Source organism: Longispora urticae (genome assembly GCF_053902585.1).
The window spans coordinates 271,662-291,577 of sequence record NZ_JAQZSH010000022.1 but is presented as its reverse complement, the minus strand read 5'-3'; the positions used below and the strand labels follow the sequence as shown (position 1 = coordinate 291,577).

Genomic DNA, 19,916 nt, shown 5'->3' with positions numbered 1-19,916 from the left:
GGGCCCGCCTCGCGGCGGGCCCGACGACCTACAGCGCCGGCGTCTGCTTGTGCGTCGCGACCATCAGCCGGTTGAACGCGTTGATCAGGACCAGCGCGATCAGGAGGTCCGCGACCTGCTTCTCGGTGAAGTGCTCCCGGGCCCCCGCCCACACCTCCTCCGACACGCCGCTCTCCCCCAGCCGGGTCACCTGGTCCGCGAGCGCCAGCGCCGCGCGCTCCTCGGGGCTGAAGAACGGCGACTCGTGCCAGGTGCTCACCGCGAACAGCCGGCGGGCGTCCTCGCCGCCCTTGAGCGCGTCGCGGGTGTGCATGTCCACGCAGTAGGCGCAGCCGTTGAGGATCGAGGCGCGGAGCAGGACCAGTTCGAGCAGGGTCGGGTCGAGGACGCCCCGGACGTAGCGGTCGAGGTCCAGCAGCTTTCCGAACGCCTCCGGGACCAGCTTCTCGAGGTGCTGGGTACGGGTGGTGGTCATGGCGAACTCCTTTCGTCACCCGGCATGACGACCGGCCCCACCCGTGGCGTGACAATCGGGCTCAGGTTGTTACCCAGCTCACAAGTTTGTCCGGGTTCGACAGGGACTGCACGCCCACGATCCGCCCGTCGGCCACCTCGAACGACCACAGGTGCGCGTTCCCGCCGAACCAGAACAGCACCGGCCCGCCGTTGGCCTCGGCCCGCTCCCACCGGCTCGGGAACTTGCCGATGACCCCGAGCAGGAACCGGGCCACCCGGTCGGCCCCGTAGATCGGCTGGAGGGCCGCGCGGACCCTGCCCCCGCCGTCGGACCACAGCACGACGTCCTCGGCGAGCAGCCGGTGCAGGCCGGCGCTGTCCCCGGTGCTGGCGGCGGCCAGGAACCGGTCCACCAGGGCGCGGTGCGCGGCCGGGTCGGGCTCGAACCTGGCCCGGCCCTCGGCGAGCAGGGAACCGGCCCGGCGGTGCAGTTGGCGCGCGCCGGGCTCGGTCACCTCCAGGACGGCCGCGATCTCGGCGTACGGCAGGTCGAAGGCCTCGCGGAGCACGTACACGGCGCGCTGGGGCGGGGTGAGCTGCTCCATCAGGCGCAGCGCGGCGAGCGACACCTCCGCGCGCCGGTCGACCACGTCGGCGGGGGTGGGCACGGGCTCGGGCAGCCACGGGCCGACGTACGGCTCGCGGGCCCGGGACCGGAGCCGGTCGATCGCGAGCCGGGTGACGACGGTGAACAGGAAGCCGCGCGGGTTGCGCACGTCGGTCGCGTCCCGCCAGCGCAGCCAGGCCTCCTGGACGATGTCCTCGGCGTCGTGCCGGCTGCCCAGTATCCGGTACGCGAGGCTGGTCAGGGCCGCGCGGTGCTCCTCGAACTCCACCCGACCCAGGCTAGCCGGCGACGGTCCGGGTCAGCGCCGGACGCACCCGGGAGCCGCGCGCACCCCGGGAGCCGCCCAGGGGCGCCTCAGGACGCCAGCCGGTACGCCGCGAAGTCCTTCTCCCTCGGGCACACCAGATACTCCGCGCTGAACCCGCACCCCTCGCTCCGGACACTGATCTTGCCCAGGTACGACCGCTCCCCGGAGCGCGCGCTCATCCCGTACACGTTGACGTCCTGCACGCTCCGGCCCGGCCCCCGGTCGAGCAGCAGCACCGAGCCGCTGGTGAGCCACACGGGGTACCAGGACACCTGCCGCCCGCCGACCAGGGCGCCGTCGGCGTCGTAGAGGGCCGACCAGTACTCCTCGCCGGTGCCCGTGTCGTCCACGACCTGGATCCGGTCCCCGACCGGCCAGACCGCCTGCGCCCCGGGCAGGGGCCGGGTCCACCGGTCGCCCTTGGGCCCGACGGTCACCAGCCGGCCCGTCTTCTCGTCCCCGCCGGCCTCGTCGAGCAGGCAGACCCGTTCGCCGCACACCTCCATGGCGGTGACCCGCCGGGCGGTGTCGGTCTCCCGGTACAGGGTGGTGGGCGCGCCCATGGTGTCCAGGTCGTACGAGTACACCTGGTAGCCCTTCTCAGCGGTGGCCACGTACAGCCGGCCGTTGTAGACCAGGTACCAGTCGTCCTCGCCGACGTTGTCCGCCTCCCGGACCACCTTCATCGTGCTGGTGTCGATCACCTGCGCCTTGCGGGTGCTGGGCGTGACGCGGAGGATCCGGGGGTCGAGCAGCGGGCCGTGGCTGCGGCCGTGCCGGTCGACATAGGACTTCGGCGTGCCCGCGCCCCGGGTGTAGTCGCCGGTCTTGAACGCCGGGCCGGCCGTGCGGACCCCGGTCCGGTAGTCGATCCTCCAGATCCTGCCGGCCTTGGGCTCGACCTGCACCAGGTACTTCTCGTACGGGTAGTACCAGGCCCCGGACTCGAACTCGGCGTGCCAGAGTTCCGCGCCGTTCGAGGGGGCGAAGGCCCGGGCCCGGGTCGGCTTCGTCGAGTCGGTGGAGTTGGCGAACGCCACGACCGCGCCCGGCCACGCGCTGATCCAGCCCCGGTAGTCGACGTCGGTCAGCGCGCCGGGTTTGCTCCACTTCTCCGACCTGCCCTCCAGGTCGTAGGCGCTGACGTCGAGCTGCTTCTCGTGCACGCTCGCGAGGAACGCGGTGTCGCCGGACACCTGGGCCTCGGTGTCCCCGTAGCCGTCGCCCGGTTTCGCGATCACGGTCGGCGCGCCCAGCTCCGCCACGAACGACACCTCCGGGAAGGCGCCGGGCAGCACCATGACCAGGCCGACCGCCAGCGCGGCCACCCCGGCGAGCACACCCCCACCCCACAGGAGCCTCTTTCTGGTTACGAGTGGGCGCGTCGACGGCGCGGCCTCAGCCTCGGCGGGCTGTCCGGGCGCGGTCACCGGCTCCGCCGGCAGTTCGGCCAGCGCGCCCTCCGCGACCGGCAGTTCGGGCTGCTCCAGCACCGTCGGGGCGATGCCCAGTTCGGCGTGCAGCAGGCGGGCGACCATCGGCACCCGGGACGAGCCGCCGACGAGGAACAGGCCGGAGAGCTGGGTCGGGTCCAGCCCGCAGCCCGCGATCACGGCCCGGGTCTCGTGCACGGCGCGGCGGAGCAGCCCGGCGGCGACGGTCTCCAGTTCGGGGCGGGTCAGGTGCAGGGCCTGCTCCAGGCCGGGCACCGGCACCGGGGCGGACGCGGTCCGCGACAGCATCTCCTTCGCGCCCCGGACGTCCTCCCAGAACAGCCGCCGGGCCCGCCGGTCGGCCGGGGTGACCGGGTTACTGAGGGCCTGCCAGATCGCGGGCGCGTGCTGGTGCAGGACCGCGCCGAGGTGCGCGACGAGGGCCGCGTCGAGGTCGAGGCCGCCGAGGTCCTCCAGGCCGCCGGAGCCGAGCACGGTGAAGCGGGAGGGGCCCCCGGGCGCGCCGCCGTGGCCCGGTGCGCCGCCGGGCCCGGTACCCGTCGAGGGGTTTCCGTCGTTGCGGACCACCGCGATGTCGACCGTGCCGCCGCCGAAGTCGAACACCGCGAGGCAGCCGCCGACGGGGATCGGGCGGCGCAGGGTCTCCGCGAAGTACCGGGCGGCGGCCACCGGCTCCGGAACCAGCAGCACGGGCGGCCAACCGGCCTGGGCCGCCGCGCGCTGGAGAGCCTCCCGGCGCACCGGCCCCCACGCGGCCGGGCAGGTCAGCACGGCCCGGGGCAGGAAACCGACCGCTTCGACGGCCGCCGCGGCGATCCGGTGCAGCAGCGCGGCGAGCAGGTCGACGACGGGCACCTCGGCGTGGCCGAGCAGGACCGTGCGCTCGTCGATCCGGCGCTTCGGGTTCGGCTCGAACCGGGCCGGGTCCAGCTGGGCCAGCCGCTGGGCGTCCCGGCCGACGTGCAGGTGGCCGTTCTCGTCGAGGTAGACGGCGGAGGGCAGGATCGGCTGGCCGTCGAACAGCAGCGGCTGCGCCCGACCGTCAGGCCTGCGCAGCATCGCCACCGTGTTGGAGGTGCCGAGGTCAATGCCGATCGAGTACCCGTCCACGGGCGTGATGGTAGCCAGCCCGCGCCATCGTGACGCCGGCGCCGGTGGCGACCACCAGCACGGCGAACCCGGCGAGCGTCCAGGCCCCCGGGCGCAGCAGCGGCTCCCCGTGCAGCGCCTGCCAGGTGAGGAGGGCCAGCAGGCCCGCGTACCCGGCGGCGGCCACGAACACCAGGCGGGTCCGGGCCCGGTCCGGGAACCGGCGGAGCCCGAACGCGAGCAGCGGGAGCAGCTGGAGGGCGTGCATGCCGACGAAGTGCGGGATCCGCAGGTCGCCGCCCCGGGTGCTCCAGGTCAGGCCGGGGATGCCGGGTCCGCCGTCCGGGACGCCGACGCTGTGCCCGCCGACGATGTCGAGGTGCTGGCCGGCGGCGTGCAGGGCGGCCTGCTCGGCCGTGGGCGGGATCATCAGCATGCCGAGGGCCAGGCCGATCAGCATCAGTACCAGGCCGAGGCGGATCGCCCAGGTCAGGGAGCGGTCGGTGAGCTTCTGGAACATGCTCAGGACCGTGATCACCAGGGCGGCGGCCCACATGGCGTAGATGGTCATGGCCATGACCTGGGTGAACATCGCGTCGACCGGGGTGGTCTGGTTGAAGTGCAGCTGCCGGCCCCGGATGCCGATCTGGGTCACGATCAGCACCATCTCGACCGCGAGCGCGACGGCCACCACGGTGCCCATCCACCACGCGGTCCGGCGGAACCGGGTCTGCAGGGACAACAGCCAGGACATCGTCAGGGTGTACAGCCCGATGGAGATCATGAACTTCAACGGCTTGAGCCAGAGGGGTACGTCGACCGACCGCCGGTCGTCGACGAGCAGCCCGACGACCGCGCCGAGGGCGAGCACGACCATGGCCACGGCGACGTACAGCAGGGGGCGGTGCCAGCGGGTCGGGGACGTCGGTCCGGGCGCGGCGACCTGAGGGAGGGTCTCAATGATCATTGTTACAAAATCCCAGGTCACAACGGTCCAAACGATGCCGTAGGCCCCCCACTGCGTGGTAGGGACAGCCCTACTACCGGGTCAGTTCACCTGTCGGTCACCCTCCGGTCACCCGGCCTCTCTAGCGTCCGGACGGTAGAGCCCCTTCCGAACAGGAGTCCAGAATGGACCGCCCACAGCTCCCGCTGCTGGCCGCGCACAGTGGCACGAACCGGGACGCGATGACGTGCCTGTACCGGTGCGGCAACGCCTGCGACCACCCCGCCCCCAACACCTCCGGCAACGAGTACTTCAGTGCGGAGGTGTCCCGCCGGGGCATCTTCAAGACCGCCGCCGGTGCCGCCGCCGGCGCGATCGTGGTCGGCTCGGGCCTGGCCGCCGTGGCCGCCCCCGTCGCCGCGTACGCGAACGACACCACCCCGGTCGTCCCCGAGGTGCTGCCGAACACCCCCGCGCCGGCGCCGTCCGAGCTGACGTTCAAGGCCATCCCGCCGAACAAGATCGACGCGGTGATCGTGCCCAACGGCTACGACCACTCGGTCGTCATCAAGTGGGGCGACGCGGTCGAGCGCGACGCGCCGAAGTTCGACGCCCGGCACCAGACCCCCGAGGCGCAGGCCAAGCAGTTCGGCTACAACAACGACTTCGTCGCGGTGCTGCCGTTGGACAAGCGCGGCAAGCGCGCGCTGCTCGTGTGCAACCACGAGTACACCAACGAGGAACTGATGTTCTACGGCTACGCCGGCCCGGACACCATGACCGTCGACCAGATCAAGATCGCGATGGCCGCGCACGGCATGAGCGTCGTGGAACTGGAGCGCAACGACGGCGAGGGCCAGTGGCGCCTGGCCAACCCGAAGACCGGCCTGCACTACAACCGGCGGATCACCACCTCGGGCACGAAGTTCGAGCTGACCGGCCCGGCCGCCGGCTCGGCGTTCCTGCGCACCGCGGCCGACCCGACCGGCCGGGTCGTGATCGGCACCCAGAACAACTGCGCCGGCGGCGTCACGCCGTGGGGCACGGTGCTGTCGGGCGAGGAGAACTTCAACCAGTACTTCGTCGGCGGCGACGGCGCGCCCGAGGCGGCCAAGCCGGCCCTGAAGCGGTACGGCATCGACACGGTCAACCGGTACCCGGCGGGCAACCGCAAGTGGGACCGGGCCGACGCGCGCTTCGACGTGGCCGCGCACCCGAACGAGGTCAACCGGTTCGGCTGGATCGTCGAGCTCGACCCGTTCGACCCGGAGTCGACCCCGAAGAAGCACACCGCGCTGGGCCGGTTCAAGCACGAGGGCGCGAACATCATCCTCGCGAAGGACGGCCGGGCGGTCGCGTACACGGGTGACGACGAGCGGTTCGACTACCTGTACAAGTTCGTCTCCGACAAGAAGATGGACAACGGCAAGTCGGCCCGGGCGCGCAAGCACAACCTGAGCCTCCTGGAGTCCGGCACGCTGTACGTGGCGAAGTTCGACTACACCTCGGCCGCCGAGATCGACGGCTCGGGCAAGCTGCCGACCGACGGCCTGTTCAACGGCACCGGCAAGTGGATCCCGCTGGTGCGCGGCAACCAGTCGCTGGTCGAGGGCATGACCGTCGAGGAGGTGCTCGTCTTCACCCGGCTCGCCGGTGACAAGGTCGGCGCCACGAAGATGGACCGGCCCGAGGACGTCGAGCCGAACTGGAAGACCGGCAAGGTCTACTGCGCGCTGACCAACAACACCAACCGGGGCGTCGGGTCCAACCCGAAGGCCGACGAGGCGAACCCGCGCAACGCCAACAAGCACGGCCACATCCTGGAGATCACCGAGGACGGCGGGGACAACGCCGCCGAGACGTTCACCTGGTGCCTGCCGATCGTGTGCGGCGACCCCAACGACCCGTCGACCTACTTCGCCGGGTACGACAAGACGAAGGTCTCCCCGATCTCCTGCCCCGACAACGTCGCCTTCGACGGGGCCGGGAACCTGTGGATCTCCACGGACGGCAACCAGCTCGGCTCGAACGACGGCCTGTTCGCGGTACCGCTGGAGGGCCCGCAGAAGGGTTACCTGAAGCAGTTCCTCACGGTCCCGTTCGCGGCCGAGACCTGCGGCCCGTTCCTCTACGAGGACAACCGCTCGGTGTTCGTCGCCGTGCAGCACCCGGGCGAGGTCGGCGGCGCGTCCATCGAGAAGCCCGCGTCCAACTGGCCGGACGGCGACTTCGCCAAGCCGGGCATCGTGGTGGCGTGGCGCCGGGACGGCGGGGCGATCGGCCTGTAGTCCGAGCGCGGTGCCGCCGCGTGGTTTCGCGTTCGACAGTGCGGCCCGCCCCCCGTGACCTCGCGGGGCGCGGGCCGCGCGTTCGTACACTGGGGGCGTGTCCTGGGATCTCACCGCGCCCGGCGTCCTGCGGCTGCCCTCGGGGCGGCTCGTCCGGGGCCGGGGCCTGCGCCACCCGCTGCCCGCCGGCCCGCTGCCGACCTTCGGCGTGTACCTGCTGGGCAAGCCGCCGCCCGCGTTCCCCTGGGAGTCGGCGTGGATCCGCTGGCCGGACTTCCGGCTGCCCACCGACCGGGTGCAGGCTCGGGAGGTGCTGGCGGAGGCGTGGCGTCGGGCCGGATCGGGCCTTGCCGGCTCGGGCGTAGATGGCACGGAACCGGCCGGAGCCGGCGTGAGCGGCATAGATCTGGCGGGGCCCGGTGTGAGCGGCACGGACCTGGCCGGGGCCGAGCGGGTCGAGGTGGCCTGTGGCGGCGGGCGCGGCCGGACGGGCACCGCGCTGGCCTGCCTGGCGATCCTCGACGGGGTGCCGCCGGGCGAGGCGGTGGCGTTCGTGCGGGAGCACTATCACCGGCACGCGGTCGAGACCCCGTGGCAACGCCGCCACGTCCGCGACTTCACCTGACGGCGCCGGCCCCGGGTCAGCGCGCGACCTGGGCACCCGCCACCGACGGCCGGCGGGGCCAGCGCGGACCGGGCATCCCGACGGACACTCGGCCCCGCCTCGGCCGGTACCCGTCAGACGATGTCGAAGTTGGCCATCATCGCCATGTCCTCGTGCTCCAGGTTGTGGCAGTGCATCATGTACCGCCCCTTGTACCCGGCGAACCGCACCAGCACCTCCACCACCCCGTACGGCCGGATGTCCACAGTGTCCTTCCAGCCCCCGTCGGAGTCCTCCGGGTCCCGCCCGGTCCGGCTGAGCACCTGGAACTGCGCGAGGTGCACGTGCACCGGATGGTGGAAGTCGCTGGTGAACCGCCACAGTTCGACGGTGTCGAGCTTCGGGGCGGCCAGCGAGCCGGAGGTGTCGTACGGCTGGCCGTTGATGGTCCACTTCCCGCCCTGGAGCCGGAAGTCGAACTGCCGGGTGGCGACGGCGTCCTCGCGGCGCAGTACGGGGACCGGCACGAGCGAGGCGGGCAGCGTCGAGGGGTCCTTCTCGGCCCGGGCGACCCGGAACCGGAGCACGTCGCGGGTCCGGCCCTCGCCGAGCGCGTTGGTCAGGGTCAGTTCGGTGCCGACCGGGTAGCCGGAGAAGTCGACGACGACGTCGTAGCGTTCGCCGGGGGCGATGGTCAGCGAGTCGAGGCGGACGGGCGCGGCGAGCAGGCCGCCGTCGCTGCCGATCTGGACGAGGGGCACGCCGGCGAGCTGGTACCGGCGGGCGTTGGAGCCGTTGATCAGGCGGAACCGGTACCGGGTGTTGGCGACCTCGAGGACGGGCCAGGGCGCGCCGTTGACGAGGATGACGTCGCCGAACACGCCGGACATGAACTCACTCGTCACGCCCGGGTTGGTGAGGGTGGAGTCGAGCTCCGGGTAGCGGAACTCGCCGTGCGCGTCGAAGGACCGGTCGCAGATCAGCAGCGGGATGTCCTTGTCGCCGCGAGGGAGGCCGAGGCGGTCCTCATCGTTGTCGCCGACGAGGAACGCCCCGGCCAGTCCGCGCCACACCTGCGGAGCGCTGAAGTCCATCCGGTGGTCGTGGTACCAGAGCGTGGCGGCGCGCTGCACCATCGGGTACTCGTAGTCGCGGGTCCGGTCGTGGAACTTCCAGTCGGCCGGGTTCATCCTCATGCCGCTGTGGCTGGTGTGCGCCGTGTGCACGGGGTAGCCGGCGGGCACGACCAGGTCGGTCGGGAAGCCGTCGGACTCGGGCGGCGTGACCCCGCCGTGCAGGTGGGTGGACGTGGGCACCGGCAGCTCGTTGCGGACGGTGACGACGACGCGCCGGCCGGTCCGGGCGCGGAAGGTGGGGCCGGGGAACGTGCCGTCGTACCCCCAGACGGTGGTTCTGCTGCCCGGCAGGATCTCGACCCTGGCGACCTTCTGCACCACCTCGTAGTAGTCGGTGGTGTCGTCGCGGCGGACGGTCTTCGCGACCTGCGGGATCGGCAGCGGCACCTTGAAGGGCGGCGGGATCGGCGCGGCGCTGGCCAGCACCTGCCCGGTGCCGGGGCCGTCGACCGCGCAACCGGTCAGGGTCGCGACGCCCGCCGCCCCGACCAGGCCGAGCACCCCGCGCCGGCCGATCACGAGCTGATCCACTTCGGACGGTAGCTGAAGGACCAGACGGTCAGGCCGGCGAGCAGGCCGAGGATCGACACGCCGAGCGGGATGTGGCCGCTGACGACGCGGGCGTAGCCGAGGCCGAGCTGGGTGACGACCAACATCCAGAGCCCGATCGAGACGGGTACCGGCCACCACGGGCCACGGCCGGCCGTGAGCAGGAGAAGGGTGCAGGGCACCAGGGCCGTCGCGACCAGGAAGACCAGGATCGCGTTGGCGCTGTGCAGGCCCAGCAGGCGCACGTTGCCGCTGATGAAGCCGCCGGCCAGGGCCGCCTGGGTCAGCACCAGGGCCACCAGGAGCACGCACAGCGCGCGCACCGGGTAGATCGGCCACCTGCGGCCGGGCTTGAGGGAGGACATACATCGATCGTTGTTCCCCGACGCACCCCGGAACATCGGTTATCCCCCGGACAGCGCCCCTAGGGGAGCGCCGAGCCGACCCGTAGGGCTCGTCAGCCCCAGCCCTCGCGGGCCGCGTACCAGCCGAGTTGGATCCTGGTCTGGACGCCCGCCAGCTCCATCAGGAAGTGCACCCGGCGCTGCACGGTGCGCATCGACAGTCCCATGTGCACCGAGATCGACCGGTCGGTCAGGCCGGCGAGCATCAGGGACAGGATCCGGGCGTCCTCGGGGGCCAGCACGCCGCTGTCGGAGGGCCGCAGCGGCCGGGCCCGGGCCCAGGTGCCCTCGAACAGGGCGATCAGCGCCTCCAGCAGGCCGCTGGCGTGCAGCATCACCGCGCCGGGCTCGCCGTGCGGGTCTGCCGGAAGTGACACGAGGGCGAGTTCCCGGTCTGCCATGATGAGCTTGACCGGCAGCTTCTCCACCACCCGGATCTCCTCGCCTACCGCGAGGGACGCCAACGCGGCCTCCGCCTCGCCGGGGGCCTCCAGGGCGGCGCGCTCCATCACCACCCGGTACCGCACGCCGCGTTCCACAACGACGTCCTCCGCCGCGTTCTCCTCCCGGTGCACCGCCACCGGCCGCGAGGTGACGAACGCGCGCACCTCCTCCCGCGCCGACCGCTGGATCTGGTCGAACCGGTGCCGCACCCCGTCCACGCCGGTGATGACCTCGATCAGGTCGCTGATCGCCCGGCCGGCCACCGCGCGCCGGTGCTCCTCGGCGAGGGCCGCGACGGCCAGCTCCGCGCGGCGCAGGTCGTCGTGCCGCTGGCCGAGCAGGGTACCGAGCGCGACGGTCGGCGGCGCGGCCACGAACCGGTCGCGGTCCCCGCCGGAGCGGGCGGCCAGGCCCCGGGCCGCGAGGGTCTCCAGGGCGTGCAGGATCTCGCCGGTGTCCCGGCCGAGGAGCTGTGCGAGGTGCGGGGCGGTGGCGGAGGGCAGGGCCACGAGGCCCCGGTACGTGTCCTCCGCCAGGGCGTCGAGCCCCAGTACGCCCAGCGGGGTCGTCACCTGGCGAGTATGAGTCAGGGCGTAAATACGTCACAAGCAGTGTGTTCAGATTGTGACGCCAAAGTGCCAGGGTTACGCCCAGTCAGCACCCTTCGCACCCCCCGGAAGGACGCATGCGCCCCTCTCCCCTGGCAGCGGCCCTGGCCCTCGGCATCACGGCCGCCACGCTCAGCGCCTCAGTCCCCGCCGCGGCGGCGGCCACCCCGCCCCCGGCTCCGAAGACCGGCTCCATGGTCACCCTCATCACCGGCGACCGGGCGGTGGTCGGCGCGGACGGGTCGGCGTACCTGGTCCCGGCCGACCGGGCCGACGGCGGGTACACGACCCGCACGGTCGGCAGGAATGTCTACCTCGTCCCGGACCGGGCGGCGGACCTGGTCCGGGCCGGCCGGCTCGACCAGGAACTGTTCAACGTCACCGGGCTCGTCGCGCAGGGTTACGACGACGCGCACCGGAGGACGACCCCGCTGATCGTCACCGGCGGCACCCTGGCCCGGGGCGCGGCACCCGCCGGCCGCGCGCTGCCCTCCGTGGGCGCGTCGGCGGTGGAGGCCGCCAAGGACGGCACGTTCTGGACGTCGTTCACCGCCCCGGCACTGCGGGCCGCCCCCGGCAAGGTCTGGCTGGACAAGCAGGTCAAGGGCTTCCTGGATCGCAGTACCGCGCAGATCGGCGCCCCGCAGGCCTGGGCGGCCGGCTACGACGGCACGGGTACGACGGTGGCCGTCCTCGACACCGGCTACGACTCGCACCACCCGGACCTGGCCGGCAGGGTGTCCGCCGCGCGGGACTTCACCGACAACGGCAGCCCGGAGGACGGCAACGGGCACGGTACCCATGTCGCCTCGACGGTGGCCGGCACCGGGGCGGCCTCCGGCGGGCTGCGCAAGGGTGTCGCCCCCGGCGCGACGCTGCTGGTCGGCAAGGTACTCGACGACGGCGGCTCCGGCCAGGAGTCCTGGATCATCAGCGCCATGGAGTGGGCCGTCGACCAGGGCGCCGACGTGGTCAGCATGAGCCTCGGCTCGGCCGAGTCCACCGACTGCACCGACCCGATGTCGATGGCCGCCGAGCGGCTGTCCGCCCAGTCGAAGTCCCTGTTCGTGATCGCCGCCGGCAACGCCGGGCACCGCGAGACGGTGAACTCGCCGGGCTGCGCGGCGGGCGTGCTCACCGTCGGCGCGGTCGACCGGGACGACACCACCGCGAACTTCTCCAGCCGGGGCCCGGTCCTCGGCAGCCACCGGGTCAAGCCGGACATCGCGGCCCCCGGCGTGAACATCATGGCGGCGGCGGCCGGCAGCTGGGGCGGCAACGCGTACCGGGCGATGTCGGGCACCTCGATGGCCACCCCGCACGTGGCGGGCGCGGCGGCGATCCTCGCCCAGAGCCGGCCCGAGCTGAGCGCCCAGGACCGCAAGGCGACCCTGATGTCGAGCGCGAAGAGCGGCGGCACGGTGTACGAGCAGGGCGCGGGCGTCGTCAACATCCCGCGCGCGATCGGCCAGATGCTGATCGTCGACTCCACACTGGACATGGGCGCGTTCGTGTGGCCGCAGGACGGGCTCGAGCCGGTCACGAAGGACCTGACGTACCGCAACCTGGGCGACGTCCCGGTCACCCTGGCCCTGAGGGCCGACGGGTTCGTCGGCGTCGACGGCCGACCGGTGCCGGCGCGGCTCGTCCGGCTCGGGCGGACCAGCGTGACCGTCCCCGCGCACGGCACCGCGACCGTGCCGGTGACCGTGGACCCCGGGGTGCGGCTGAAGGAGGAGAGCCTCGGCGAGCTGGGCGGCCGGGTCACGGCCACCGGGCCCGGGGTCACGGTCAGCACCGCCGTGGGCGCGTGGTTCGAACCGAAGTCGGTCACGTTGACGGTGAAGTTCGCCGACCGGCTCGGGGCCGCCCCCGCGTCGCCGAGCTTCCTCGACGTGATCAGCACCGACGTGGCCGCCGGTGAGCGGCGCTACCTGGGCTCCGACACCGAGACCTTCCGGCTCCGGGCGGGTACCTACTCGATCAACACGATGATCGCGACCCCGGACGTGGCCGACGGGCTGCCGTACTCCGTCGCCTACCTGGGCGATCCGGAAATCAAACTGCACGAGGACACCACGCTGGTCTACGACGCGCGGCGCACCACGAAGGTGCGGACGTTCGGGGCGGACCAGCCGGTGGAGATGGGCGGCGCGCTGCTGCAGTACGGGCGCTGGTGGGACGACCGGTGGACGATCAGCGGCGGGGTGTCCACCCGGGCGAGCGTGCGCGAGCTGTACACGTCGCCGACGTCGCCGGTCCGCAAGGGCGGCTTCGAGCTGGGCACCTTCCTCCGGATGTACGCCCCCGAGCTCGACCTGCGCGCCGACGGACTGAAGGTCGACCCGGTCCCGGTGTCCGGCGCGCCCAAGCTCGACGGCCGGGGCGGTTCGGCCCTGGTGGACGGCGGGGCTGGCACGGTCGAGGACCTGGCCGCCGCGAAGGGCAAGGTGGCCATCGTGCACCTGCCCGCCGACGGGTACGCGGGCGACGTGCTCGACGCCGCCGCGCAGGCCGGGGTGACCGCCGTACTCCTCGGCAGGGAGGGCCAGCTCGGCCGGTGGGCCGACGGCGCCCGGGGCGCGACGGTCCCCGGCTACACGGTCAGCCTCGCGGAGGAGAAGGCCCTGCGCCGGGCCGGCAGGGTGAGCTGGACCGCCACCGCCGACAGCCCCTACGTCTACAACCTGGCGTTCGTCGACGACCGGGCGGTGTCCCCGCTGCCCTGGCACTGGATCGGCGAACGCCAGCTCGCCAGGGTCACCGAGCGGTGGCACGGCCAGCGGGTCGCCGGCCAGCTGGACGACTTCCTGTCGGTCCGCCGACCGCACCTCGCCGACGCGGGCTTCATCGGGGGCGGCGAGACGGTCGCGACCGGCAGGACCCGCACCGCGTACTACAGCCCCGGCTCGGCGTGGGTGCACGGCGCGGCCAGCCAGGGCTTCTTCGGCGAGGTCCTGCTGGACGTGCCCCGGACGTACCAGCCGGGCGAGAAGCGCGACGAGTCCTGGTACAAGGGTCCGATGCGCTCCGGGATCAACCACACCCCGGACGGCAGGCTGGGCCTGGCGAGCGAACGGCAGGGCAACCTGATCGGCGCGGCGCTGTCCAGCTGGTCGGACGCGCAACCCGGCCACAACGGGTACGGCAACTTCGGCGACATCGGCAACGCCACCCTGTACCGGGACGGCGAGGACCTGGGCAGCACCGGCTGGCCCGCCGGGGTCTGGGAGGTGCCCGCCGCGGCGGCCGACTTCCGGCTCGTCGTGGACACCCAGCGCTTCAACCCGGGGCCGCCGTTCCACACCGGTTGGGAGATGTTCCTCGCCTGCACGACGGAGTTCCGGTTCCGTTCGGCGCGGACGACCGGCGACGCGGGTACCCCGGTGCCGCTGCTCTGGCCCACGTACGACGTACCCGTCGACCTGTTGAACCTCGCTCCGGCGGTTGACCGGTTCGCGTTCACGGTCGGCGCCGTCGGCCAGGCCGGGTACACCCCCGGCAGGGTGACGCTGCGGAAGGCCGAGGTCTCCTACGACGACGGGGTGACCTGGGTCGCGACGGGGGTGCGCGGGGGCACGGTGACGGTCGACAACCGGCCGGCCGCCGGGAAGTGGGTGTCGCTGCGGGTCGCCCTCGACGACCCGAAGGGCGCCTCGGTGACCCAGACGATCGTCCGCGCGTACGGCGTGAAGTAGCGCGAGCGTCCCCGGTCGGCGGGCCTGTCCAGGTCCGCCGACCGGGGATTCGCGGGGTCAATACCCCCCGGGGGGTATGGGTAGTATGGGGGGATGACCACCCCCACCCGCGGGTACACCGCCACCAAGAACCAGCTCCTCGCGCGACTCCGGCGGATCGAGGGCCAGGTCCGCGGGATCGAGAAGATGGTCGAGGAGGACCGGTACTGCATCGACGTCCTCACCCAGATCTCCGCCATCCAGGCCGCCCTCGACAAGGTGGGCCTCGGCCTGCTCGACGGGCACGCCCGGCACTGCATGCACGAGGGCGCGACCACGGGGAAGGCGGATGAGATGGCCGACGAGATGCTCTCCGCCGTCGCGCGGCTCATGCGGCGGGGCTGACGCCCGCCGCATGAGCCGGAGCGACGGCTTCGCGGCGTGCGCTGCGCGCTACGACCCACGCATGTCACGGCGAGGTTGGGGCAAGCGCGACACTCGCTGCGCTGGTCGGGGTTCAGGTGCCTGCGGGCAGGGCCGCCCAGAGGGTCAGGCCGGACAGCAGCAGGCAGAGTGGGGAGTAGTACCGCAGGTCGAGGCGGTTGAAGTCCGGGGCCGCCCCGCCGCGCATCCCCGAGGACACGAGCCCGGCCGCGCCGCGCAGGGCGAGGACTCCGGCGACGACGAAGGCGCCAACCCCGTAGGCCCAGGAGGGTCCGAACTCGGGGAGCAGGGCCGCGCGGGCCGCGACCAGATAGCCGGCGACGGCGATCAGGCCGGCCACCAGGAGGGTGAGCGGGCGGGACGGCAGCCCGGCCTCCGGGACGCCGACCACGAGCCGGGCGAAGTCGGCGCGGCTGGCCAGCGGCCACGGCGAGAAGGCCCAGACCACGTGCAGGGCGGCGACGAGCGCCAGCGCCACGGCCGCGATCCCACCGGAGATCATCATGGGGGTACTCCGTTCCATACACCAGTGTACGGAAAACCATACAGTACTGTATGGCTCATGGTTAAACGCAGGCTGACCAGGGAAGACTGGACTCATGCGGCCTTCGACGCGATGTGCCGGGGCGGCCTCGGGGCGGTGGCGGTGGACCCGCTGGCCAAGGTGCTGGGCGCGACCCGGGGCAGCTTCTACTGGCACTTCACCGACCGCGAGGCCCTCCTCGTCGCCGCCCTCGAACTCTGGGAGCAGCTCGCCACCGAGGACATGATCGCGGCCATGGAGCGGATCAGGGACCCCCTCGACCGGCTGCGTACCCTGCTGCACGAGGCGCTCCGGGACCGCCGCCCGTCCGACGTGTACCTCGAACCGTCGATCGTGGCGCACGCCCACGACCCGGTCGTCGGGCCGGTGCTGCGCCGGGTCACCGAGCGGCGGATCGGCTACCTGACCGAGTGCTACCAGCAGCTGGGCATGCCGGCCGATGCGGCCCGCCGGCAGGGCGTGGTCGCGTACGCGGCGTATCTGGGCTGGGTGGAGCTGCGGGCCGCCGCACCGGACATCGTCCCGGAGGTCACCCGGGACCGGGCGGCCATGGATCACCTTCTCGGTCAATTGACCCCGAGGCTGGGCAATGAGGACTTAACTTGATGAAATGAAGAAATGGGTGATCGCCCTCATCATCGGCCTGGTGGTGCTCCTGATCTGCTGCGGCGTCGGCGCCTTCGTGTTCTACAAGTTCTTCGACAAGGCGACCGCGACCCGCAGCGCGTACGACAGCGTCCAGGAGGGCCAGACGCGCTCCGAGGCCGAGAAACTGATGGGGAGCGACGGGCTGCCGTCCGACCAGACGACGAGCCCGCCCGCGGGGACCGAGTGCCGGATGTGGATCAACCGGGACACCGCCAAGGAAGGCTTCGAGCTCTGCTACGCGGACGGCCGGGTCAGTACCAAGCAGACGTTCGCGGTGAACTGACGCCAGGGCACGGCAACGCCTTGCCCTGGAACGGATCCACGGTAATGATCTTCGAGTGGATCTCACCGAGCAGCGCGTCACGTGGGCGGAGCTCTTCCTGGACCTGGTCTGGGTCTTCGCCGTCACCCAGATCGCGGGCGTCCTCGCCACCGCCCGGGGCCCGGTGGCCGTCCTGGAGGCCCTGCTCCTGCTCGCCCCGCTGTGGTGGGGCTGGGTCGGCGTCACCCTGCTCGGCAACCTCACCGGCGCCCGGCTCGACGGGGCGCGCGGTCGGCTGACCCTGTTCGCGCTGGCCGGCTGCGGGCTGGGCATGGCCGTCGCCGCGCCGCACGGGTTCAGCCGGTGGGGCGGGCTGGCCCTCGTCGGGTTCTACGCCCTGCTCCGGCTGCTGCTCTGGCTCGCCGCGATCCGGATCACCGGCGCCCGGCACCTCGACCCGTTCTCGGTCACCCTGCTGGTGAGCTGCCCGCTGTACGTGGTCGGCGCGCTCCTCGACGGGCCCTGGCGGCTCGGGTTCTGGTTCCTGGCCGCGTTCGTCGGGCCGTTCGTGTTCCGGCCCAAGGTCAAGGGGCACCGGTACGAGGCCTCGCACCTGCCCGAGCGGTTCGGGCTGTTCGTGATCATCGCGCTCGGCGAGAGCATCGTGGCCGTGGGCGGGCAGGCCACCGGGGCGCCCTCGGACTGGGCCACGATCCCGTTGGCGCTGGTCCTGACCGTGGGGCTGTGGTGGACGTACTTCCACTACGGCGCGCCCGCCGTCCGGCACGCGCTGGAGACCGACCCGGTGCAGGCCCGGATCGTCCGGCAGGTGTTCAGCGTCGCGCACTTCGGGTACGTGTTCGCCATCATCCTGATCGCCGTCGGGCTGAAGAAGACGGTCGGGCACCCGTTCGACGTGCCGCACAAGACGGCCGAACTCCTGCTGGCCCCCGGGGTGGCGCTCTACCTGTTCGGGTTCTGCTACGCCCGGTGGCGGATGTTCGGCGCGGCCCTGTGGCCCCGGTTCGGCGGCGCGCTGGTGTGCGTGGGGCTCGCGTTCGCCGCGCCGTACCTGCCGCAGTTCGGCACCGCCGCGCTCGCCACGGCCGTGCTGCTCGCCGTGAACGGGATCGAGGCGTGGATCGTCGAGACTGGCCGAACGTTGCCGGTGGTGGCGCTGCGACGCGGATAATGTCGCGTATGCGGGGAGTCGGGGTCTGGGCCGTCCTGGTCACCGGCGTCCTCCAGATCGGCGGGTGGATCGCCGACGAGATCCCGGCCGCGCTCAGCCTGCCCCGCCCGCCGTCCTGGGTGTGGGCGATGCTCTGCCTGGTCAACGCGGTGCTGGTGTTCGCGCCGGCGGAGCTGCTGTCCCAGCGGGGCCGGACCGCGCCCGCCCGGATGGCCGGCCAGATCTGGGCGACCGCCGCCGCGGCGCTGGCTCTGATGGGGCTGGCCCGGCTCGTACCCATCCCGCACGACGAACTGTCCCTGGGTTCTCTCGCCGTGATCACCGGCCTGGTCGCCTTCGGGGTGCGGCTGTTCCGGGGTTGGACGAGCCCCGAGGGCCGGCCGAGCGGCTGGGCGGTCGCCGTCGGGCTCACCTGCCTGCTGCCCTGGCTGGTGTTCGGGGCGCTCGGCGGGCGGCTGGAGACCCTGATGGCGGTGCTCGCGGGCATCGCGACCGGCGCGCTCGCCCGGTCGGTGCTCGACGGCCGGTTCTGGGCCGCGTACGGCCCCGACCAGCTCGTCGCGGGCACCGTCGCCGGGGTCGCGCTGTGCGTGCTGGCGGCCGGGGTCGGCGCGTTCGGCGTCAACATCCTCGAACTGCTCGTCCTGCCGCCGCTCGGCTATGTCGCCGCCCGGCTGCGGCACACCTGGCTGCTGGTCGCGATCGCCGCCCTCGGACCGCTGGCCTTCGTGGACCCCGAGGAGCTGAACTTCGTCCTCGGGTTCTCCGACGTGCTGTTCTACGGGATCGTGTCCGCGCTGTGTTCCCTGGCGCTGGCGGCGATGGCCGCGTTCGTGCTGCCCCGCACCCTGAAGCGGGGGCTCGCCGCCGCGCTGGTGATGACCGTGGTCGCCGGCTGCGCGTACACCCTGCTCGGCAACCCCGACTTCTACGGCAACCGGCTCTTCGTGATCATGAAGGCGCAGGCGGATCTCGGGGGCCTGTCCGGGCCGGCCGCCGTGCACCGCAAGCTCGTCGACACCGCCGAGGCCAGCCAGGCCGAACTGCGCGGGACCCTGCGCGACCGGCACATCCCCTTCACGCCGTACTACCTGGTCAACGCCATCGAACTCGACGGCGGCCCCGTCCTGCGGCTCCGGCTGGCCGCCCGCCCCGACGTCGCCCGGGTCCTGATCAGCCAGCGGCTCCGCCCGATCTGGCAGCGCGGCGCGCCGGCGGGCGGCACCCTCGGCCCGCCCGACGGCCCCACCTGGGACATCCGCGCCATCGGGGCGGACCGGGTCTGGCGCGACCTCGGGGTACGCGGCGCGGGCACCCTGGTCGGGCACGTCGACACCGGGGCCGACGCCACCCACCCGGCGCTCGCCGACGGCTACCGGGGCGGGCCCGACTCCTGGTACGACCCCTGGTACCACTCCGCGCGGCCCACCGATCTCGACGGCCACGGGACCGGCACCGCCAGCCTCGCGGTCGGCCGGGGCGGGGTCGGCGTGGCCCCCGACGCGCAGTGGATCGGCTGCTCGAACACGGCCCGCAACATGGCCAGCCCCGGGCTGCACCTCGACTGCCTCCAGTTCGTGTTCGCGCCGTTCCCGGCGGGCGGGGACCCGTTCCGGGGCGATCCGGCGCGCGGGGCCAGGATCCTCACCAACTCGTGGGACTGCACGGACGAGGAGGGCTGTGACCCGCAGTCGCTGTACCCGGCGGCCCGGGCCCTGGAGGCCGCCGGGGTGTTCGTGACCGCGGCGGCCGGCAACTCGGGGCCGTTCTGCCGGAGCATCACCGAACCACTGGCCACGTATCCGCAGGTCGTCACGGTGGGGGCCACGAACGAGCAGGACCAGGTCGCGCCGTACTCCAGCCAGGGACCGGTCGGGCCGCTGATCAAACCGGACATTCTCGCTCCGGGTACCGACGTGGTCCTCGCCCGGCCCGGCGGCGGCTACGGCACCGCGTTCGGCACCTCGATGTCGGCGCCGCTCGTGGCGGGGGTGGTGGCCCTGATGTGGTCGGCGAACCCGGCGCTGGTCGGGGACCTGGCCCGGACCCGGCAGATCCTCACCGCCACCGCGCGGCCCACGGAGCCGGCCCCGCCGTCGCATCTGCTCTTCCAGCGCCGTAAATGCGGCAAAGTAGGCAACCCTGGCATTGTGGACGCATATGCAGCGGTGTCGATGGCCAGGGCGGGGACGTGATCCACAACATGCCTGGTTGACACGGGTATGCCGGGCTCGGA

Annotated in this window: 16 protein-coding genes; 8 read left to right on the top strand and 8 right to left on the bottom strand. The window is 72.8% G+C overall.

Annotation, left to right across the window (positions count from 1 at the left end; all coding sequences use genetic code 11):
• Positions 1–28 precede the first annotated feature (28 nt).
• From PT931_RS14020 to PT931_RS14005, 4 genes are all read right to left on the bottom strand, one after another.
• On the bottom strand, positions 29–475 hold the full coding sequence (locus PT931_RS14020; RefSeq protein WP_456246164.1) for a carboxymuconolactone decarboxylase family protein: 447 nt from the start codon (positions 473–475) through the stop codon (positions 29–31).
• A gap of 61 nt (positions 476–536) precedes the next feature.
• On the bottom strand, positions 537–1,352 hold the full coding sequence (gene sigJ / locus PT931_RS14015; RefSeq protein WP_456246163.1) for an RNA polymerase sigma factor SigJ: 816 nt from the start codon (positions 1,350–1,352) through the stop codon (positions 537–539).
• Positions 1,353–1,438: 86 nt separating this feature from the next.
• Positions 1,439–3,955: an Hsp70 family protein gene (locus PT931_RS14010; RefSeq protein ID WP_456246162.1), complete on the bottom strand. Its 2,517-nt coding sequence runs from the start codon at positions 3,953–3,955 to the stop codon at positions 1,439–1,441.
• Entirely contained in the window at positions 3,930–4,901 is a 972-nt protein-coding gene (locus PT931_RS14005; protein WP_456246161.1) for a hypothetical protein, read from the bottom strand. Before PT931_RS14005 ends, PT931_RS14010 begins: the two co-directional genes overlap by 26 nt.
• Positions 4,902–5,065: 164 nt before the next feature.
• On the opposite strand from PT931_RS14005, the gene PT931_RS14000 reads away from it, so the two are divergent.
• On the top strand, positions 5,066–7,168 hold the full coding sequence (locus tag PT931_RS14000) for a PhoX family protein (RefSeq protein WP_456246160.1): 2,103 nt from the start codon (positions 5,066–5,068) through the stop codon (positions 7,166–7,168).
• Between the two features lie 97 nt (positions 7,169–7,265).
• Entirely contained in the window at positions 7,266–7,793 is a 528-nt protein-coding gene (locus tag PT931_RS13995) for a protein phosphatase (protein WP_456246159.1), read from the top strand.
• Between the two features lie 113 nt (positions 7,794–7,906).
• Here the strand turns inward: PT931_RS13995 and PT931_RS13990 are convergent, their stop codons facing one another.
• From PT931_RS13990 to PT931_RS13980, 3 genes are all read right to left on the bottom strand, one after another.
• Positions 7,907–9,439, bottom strand: a complete 1,533-nt coding sequence (locus PT931_RS13990) for a multicopper oxidase family protein (protein ID WP_456246158.1) — start codon at positions 9,437–9,439, stop codon at positions 7,907–7,909.
• Entirely contained in the window at positions 9,424–9,822 is a 399-nt protein-coding gene (locus tag PT931_RS13985) for a hypothetical protein (protein WP_456246157.1), read from the bottom strand. The genes PT931_RS13990 and PT931_RS13985 overlap by 16 nt, the downstream gene beginning before the upstream one ends.
• 92 nt (positions 9,823–9,914) lie before the next feature.
• Positions 9,915–10,877, bottom strand: a complete 963-nt coding sequence (locus PT931_RS13980) for a transcriptional regulator TrmB (RefSeq protein WP_456246156.1) — start codon at positions 10,875–10,877, stop codon at positions 9,915–9,917.
• 113 nt (positions 10,878–10,990) lie between these two features.
• On the opposite strand from PT931_RS13980, the gene PT931_RS13975 reads away from it, so the two are divergent.
• Together PT931_RS13975 and PT931_RS13970 are read left to right on the top strand one after the other, a co-directional pair.
• Entirely contained in the window at positions 10,991–14,611 is a 3,621-nt protein-coding gene (locus tag PT931_RS13975) for a S8 family serine peptidase (RefSeq protein ID WP_456246155.1), read from the top strand.
• 93 nt (positions 14,612–14,704) lie between these two features.
• Positions 14,705–14,995, top strand: coding sequence for a metal-sensitive transcriptional regulator (locus PT931_RS13970; protein ID WP_456246154.1), 291 nt, complete (start codon positions 14,705–14,707; stop codon positions 14,993–14,995).
• A 112-nt stretch (positions 14,996–15,107) separates the two neighbouring features.
• Here PT931_RS13970 and PT931_RS13965 read toward each other — a convergent pair whose 3' ends face one another.
• Positions 15,108–15,557, bottom strand: coding sequence for a DUF3995 domain-containing protein (locus tag PT931_RS13965; protein ID WP_456246153.1), 450 nt, complete (start codon positions 15,555–15,557; stop codon positions 15,108–15,110).
• Positions 15,558–15,596: 39 nt separating this feature from the next.
• Here PT931_RS13965 and PT931_RS13960 point away from each other — a divergent pair, with 39 nt between their 5' ends.
• The 4 genes from PT931_RS13960 to PT931_RS13945 are packed head-to-tail and all read left to right on the top strand — an operon-like array spanning position 15,597 to position 19,875.
• Positions 15,597–16,184, top strand: coding sequence for a TetR/AcrR family transcriptional regulator (locus PT931_RS13960; RefSeq protein ID WP_456246152.1), 588 nt, complete (start codon positions 15,597–15,599; stop codon positions 16,182–16,184).
• A gap of 4 nt (positions 16,185–16,188) precedes the next feature.
• Positions 16,189–16,509, top strand: coding sequence for a hypothetical protein (locus PT931_RS13955; protein ID WP_456246151.1), 321 nt, complete (start codon positions 16,189–16,191; stop codon positions 16,507–16,509).
• A 55-nt stretch (positions 16,510–16,564) separates the two neighbouring features.
• A complete protein-coding gene (locus PT931_RS13950; protein WP_456246150.1) occupies positions 16,565–17,680 on the top strand; it encodes a low temperature requirement protein A in 1,116 nt (371 codons plus the stop codon).
• Between the two features lie 8 nt (positions 17,681–17,688).
• Entirely contained in the window at positions 17,689–19,875 is a 2,187-nt protein-coding gene (locus tag PT931_RS13945; protein WP_456246149.1) for a S8 family serine peptidase, read from the top strand.
• Positions 19,876–19,916 lie beyond the last annotated feature (41 nt).

Bases quoted from the DNA above. Each gene is read 5' to 3' on its own strand.
- PT931_RS14020 (WP_456246164.1), bottom strand. From the start codon at position 475: ATGACCACCACCCGTACCCAGCACCTCGAGAAGCTGGTCCCGGAGGCG.
- PT931_RS14005 (WP_456246161.1), bottom strand. From the start codon at position 4,901: ATGATCATTGAGACCCTCCCTCAGGTCGCCGCGCCCGGACCGACGTCC.
- PT931_RS14000 (WP_456246160.1), top strand. From the start codon at position 5,066: ATGGACCGCCCACAGCTCCCGCTGCTGGCCGCGCACAGTGGCACGAAC.
- PT931_RS13985 (WP_456246157.1), bottom strand. From the start codon at position 9,822: ATGTCCTCCCTCAAGCCCGGCCGCAGGTGGCCGATCTACCCGGTGCGC.
- PT931_RS13975 (WP_456246155.1), top strand. From the start codon at position 10,991: ATGCGCCCCTCTCCCCTGGCAGCGGCCCTGGCCCTCGGCATCACGGCC.
- PT931_RS13970 (WP_456246154.1), top strand. From the start codon at position 14,705: ATGACCACCCCCACCCGCGGGTACACCGCCACCAAGAACCAGCTCCTC.
- PT931_RS13965 (WP_456246153.1), bottom strand. From the start codon at position 15,557: ATGGAACGGAGTACCCCCATGATGATCTCCGGTGGGATCGCGGCCGTG.
- PT931_RS13960 (WP_456246152.1), top strand. From the start codon at position 15,597: ATGGTTAAACGCAGGCTGACCAGGGAAGACTGGACTCATGCGGCCTTC.
- PT931_RS13955 (WP_456246151.1), top strand. From the start codon at position 16,189: ATGAAGAAATGGGTGATCGCCCTCATCATCGGCCTGGTGGTGCTCCTG.
- PT931_RS13945 (WP_456246149.1), top strand. From the start codon at position 17,689: ATGCGGGGAGTCGGGGTCTGGGCCGTCCTGGTCACCGGCGTCCTCCAG.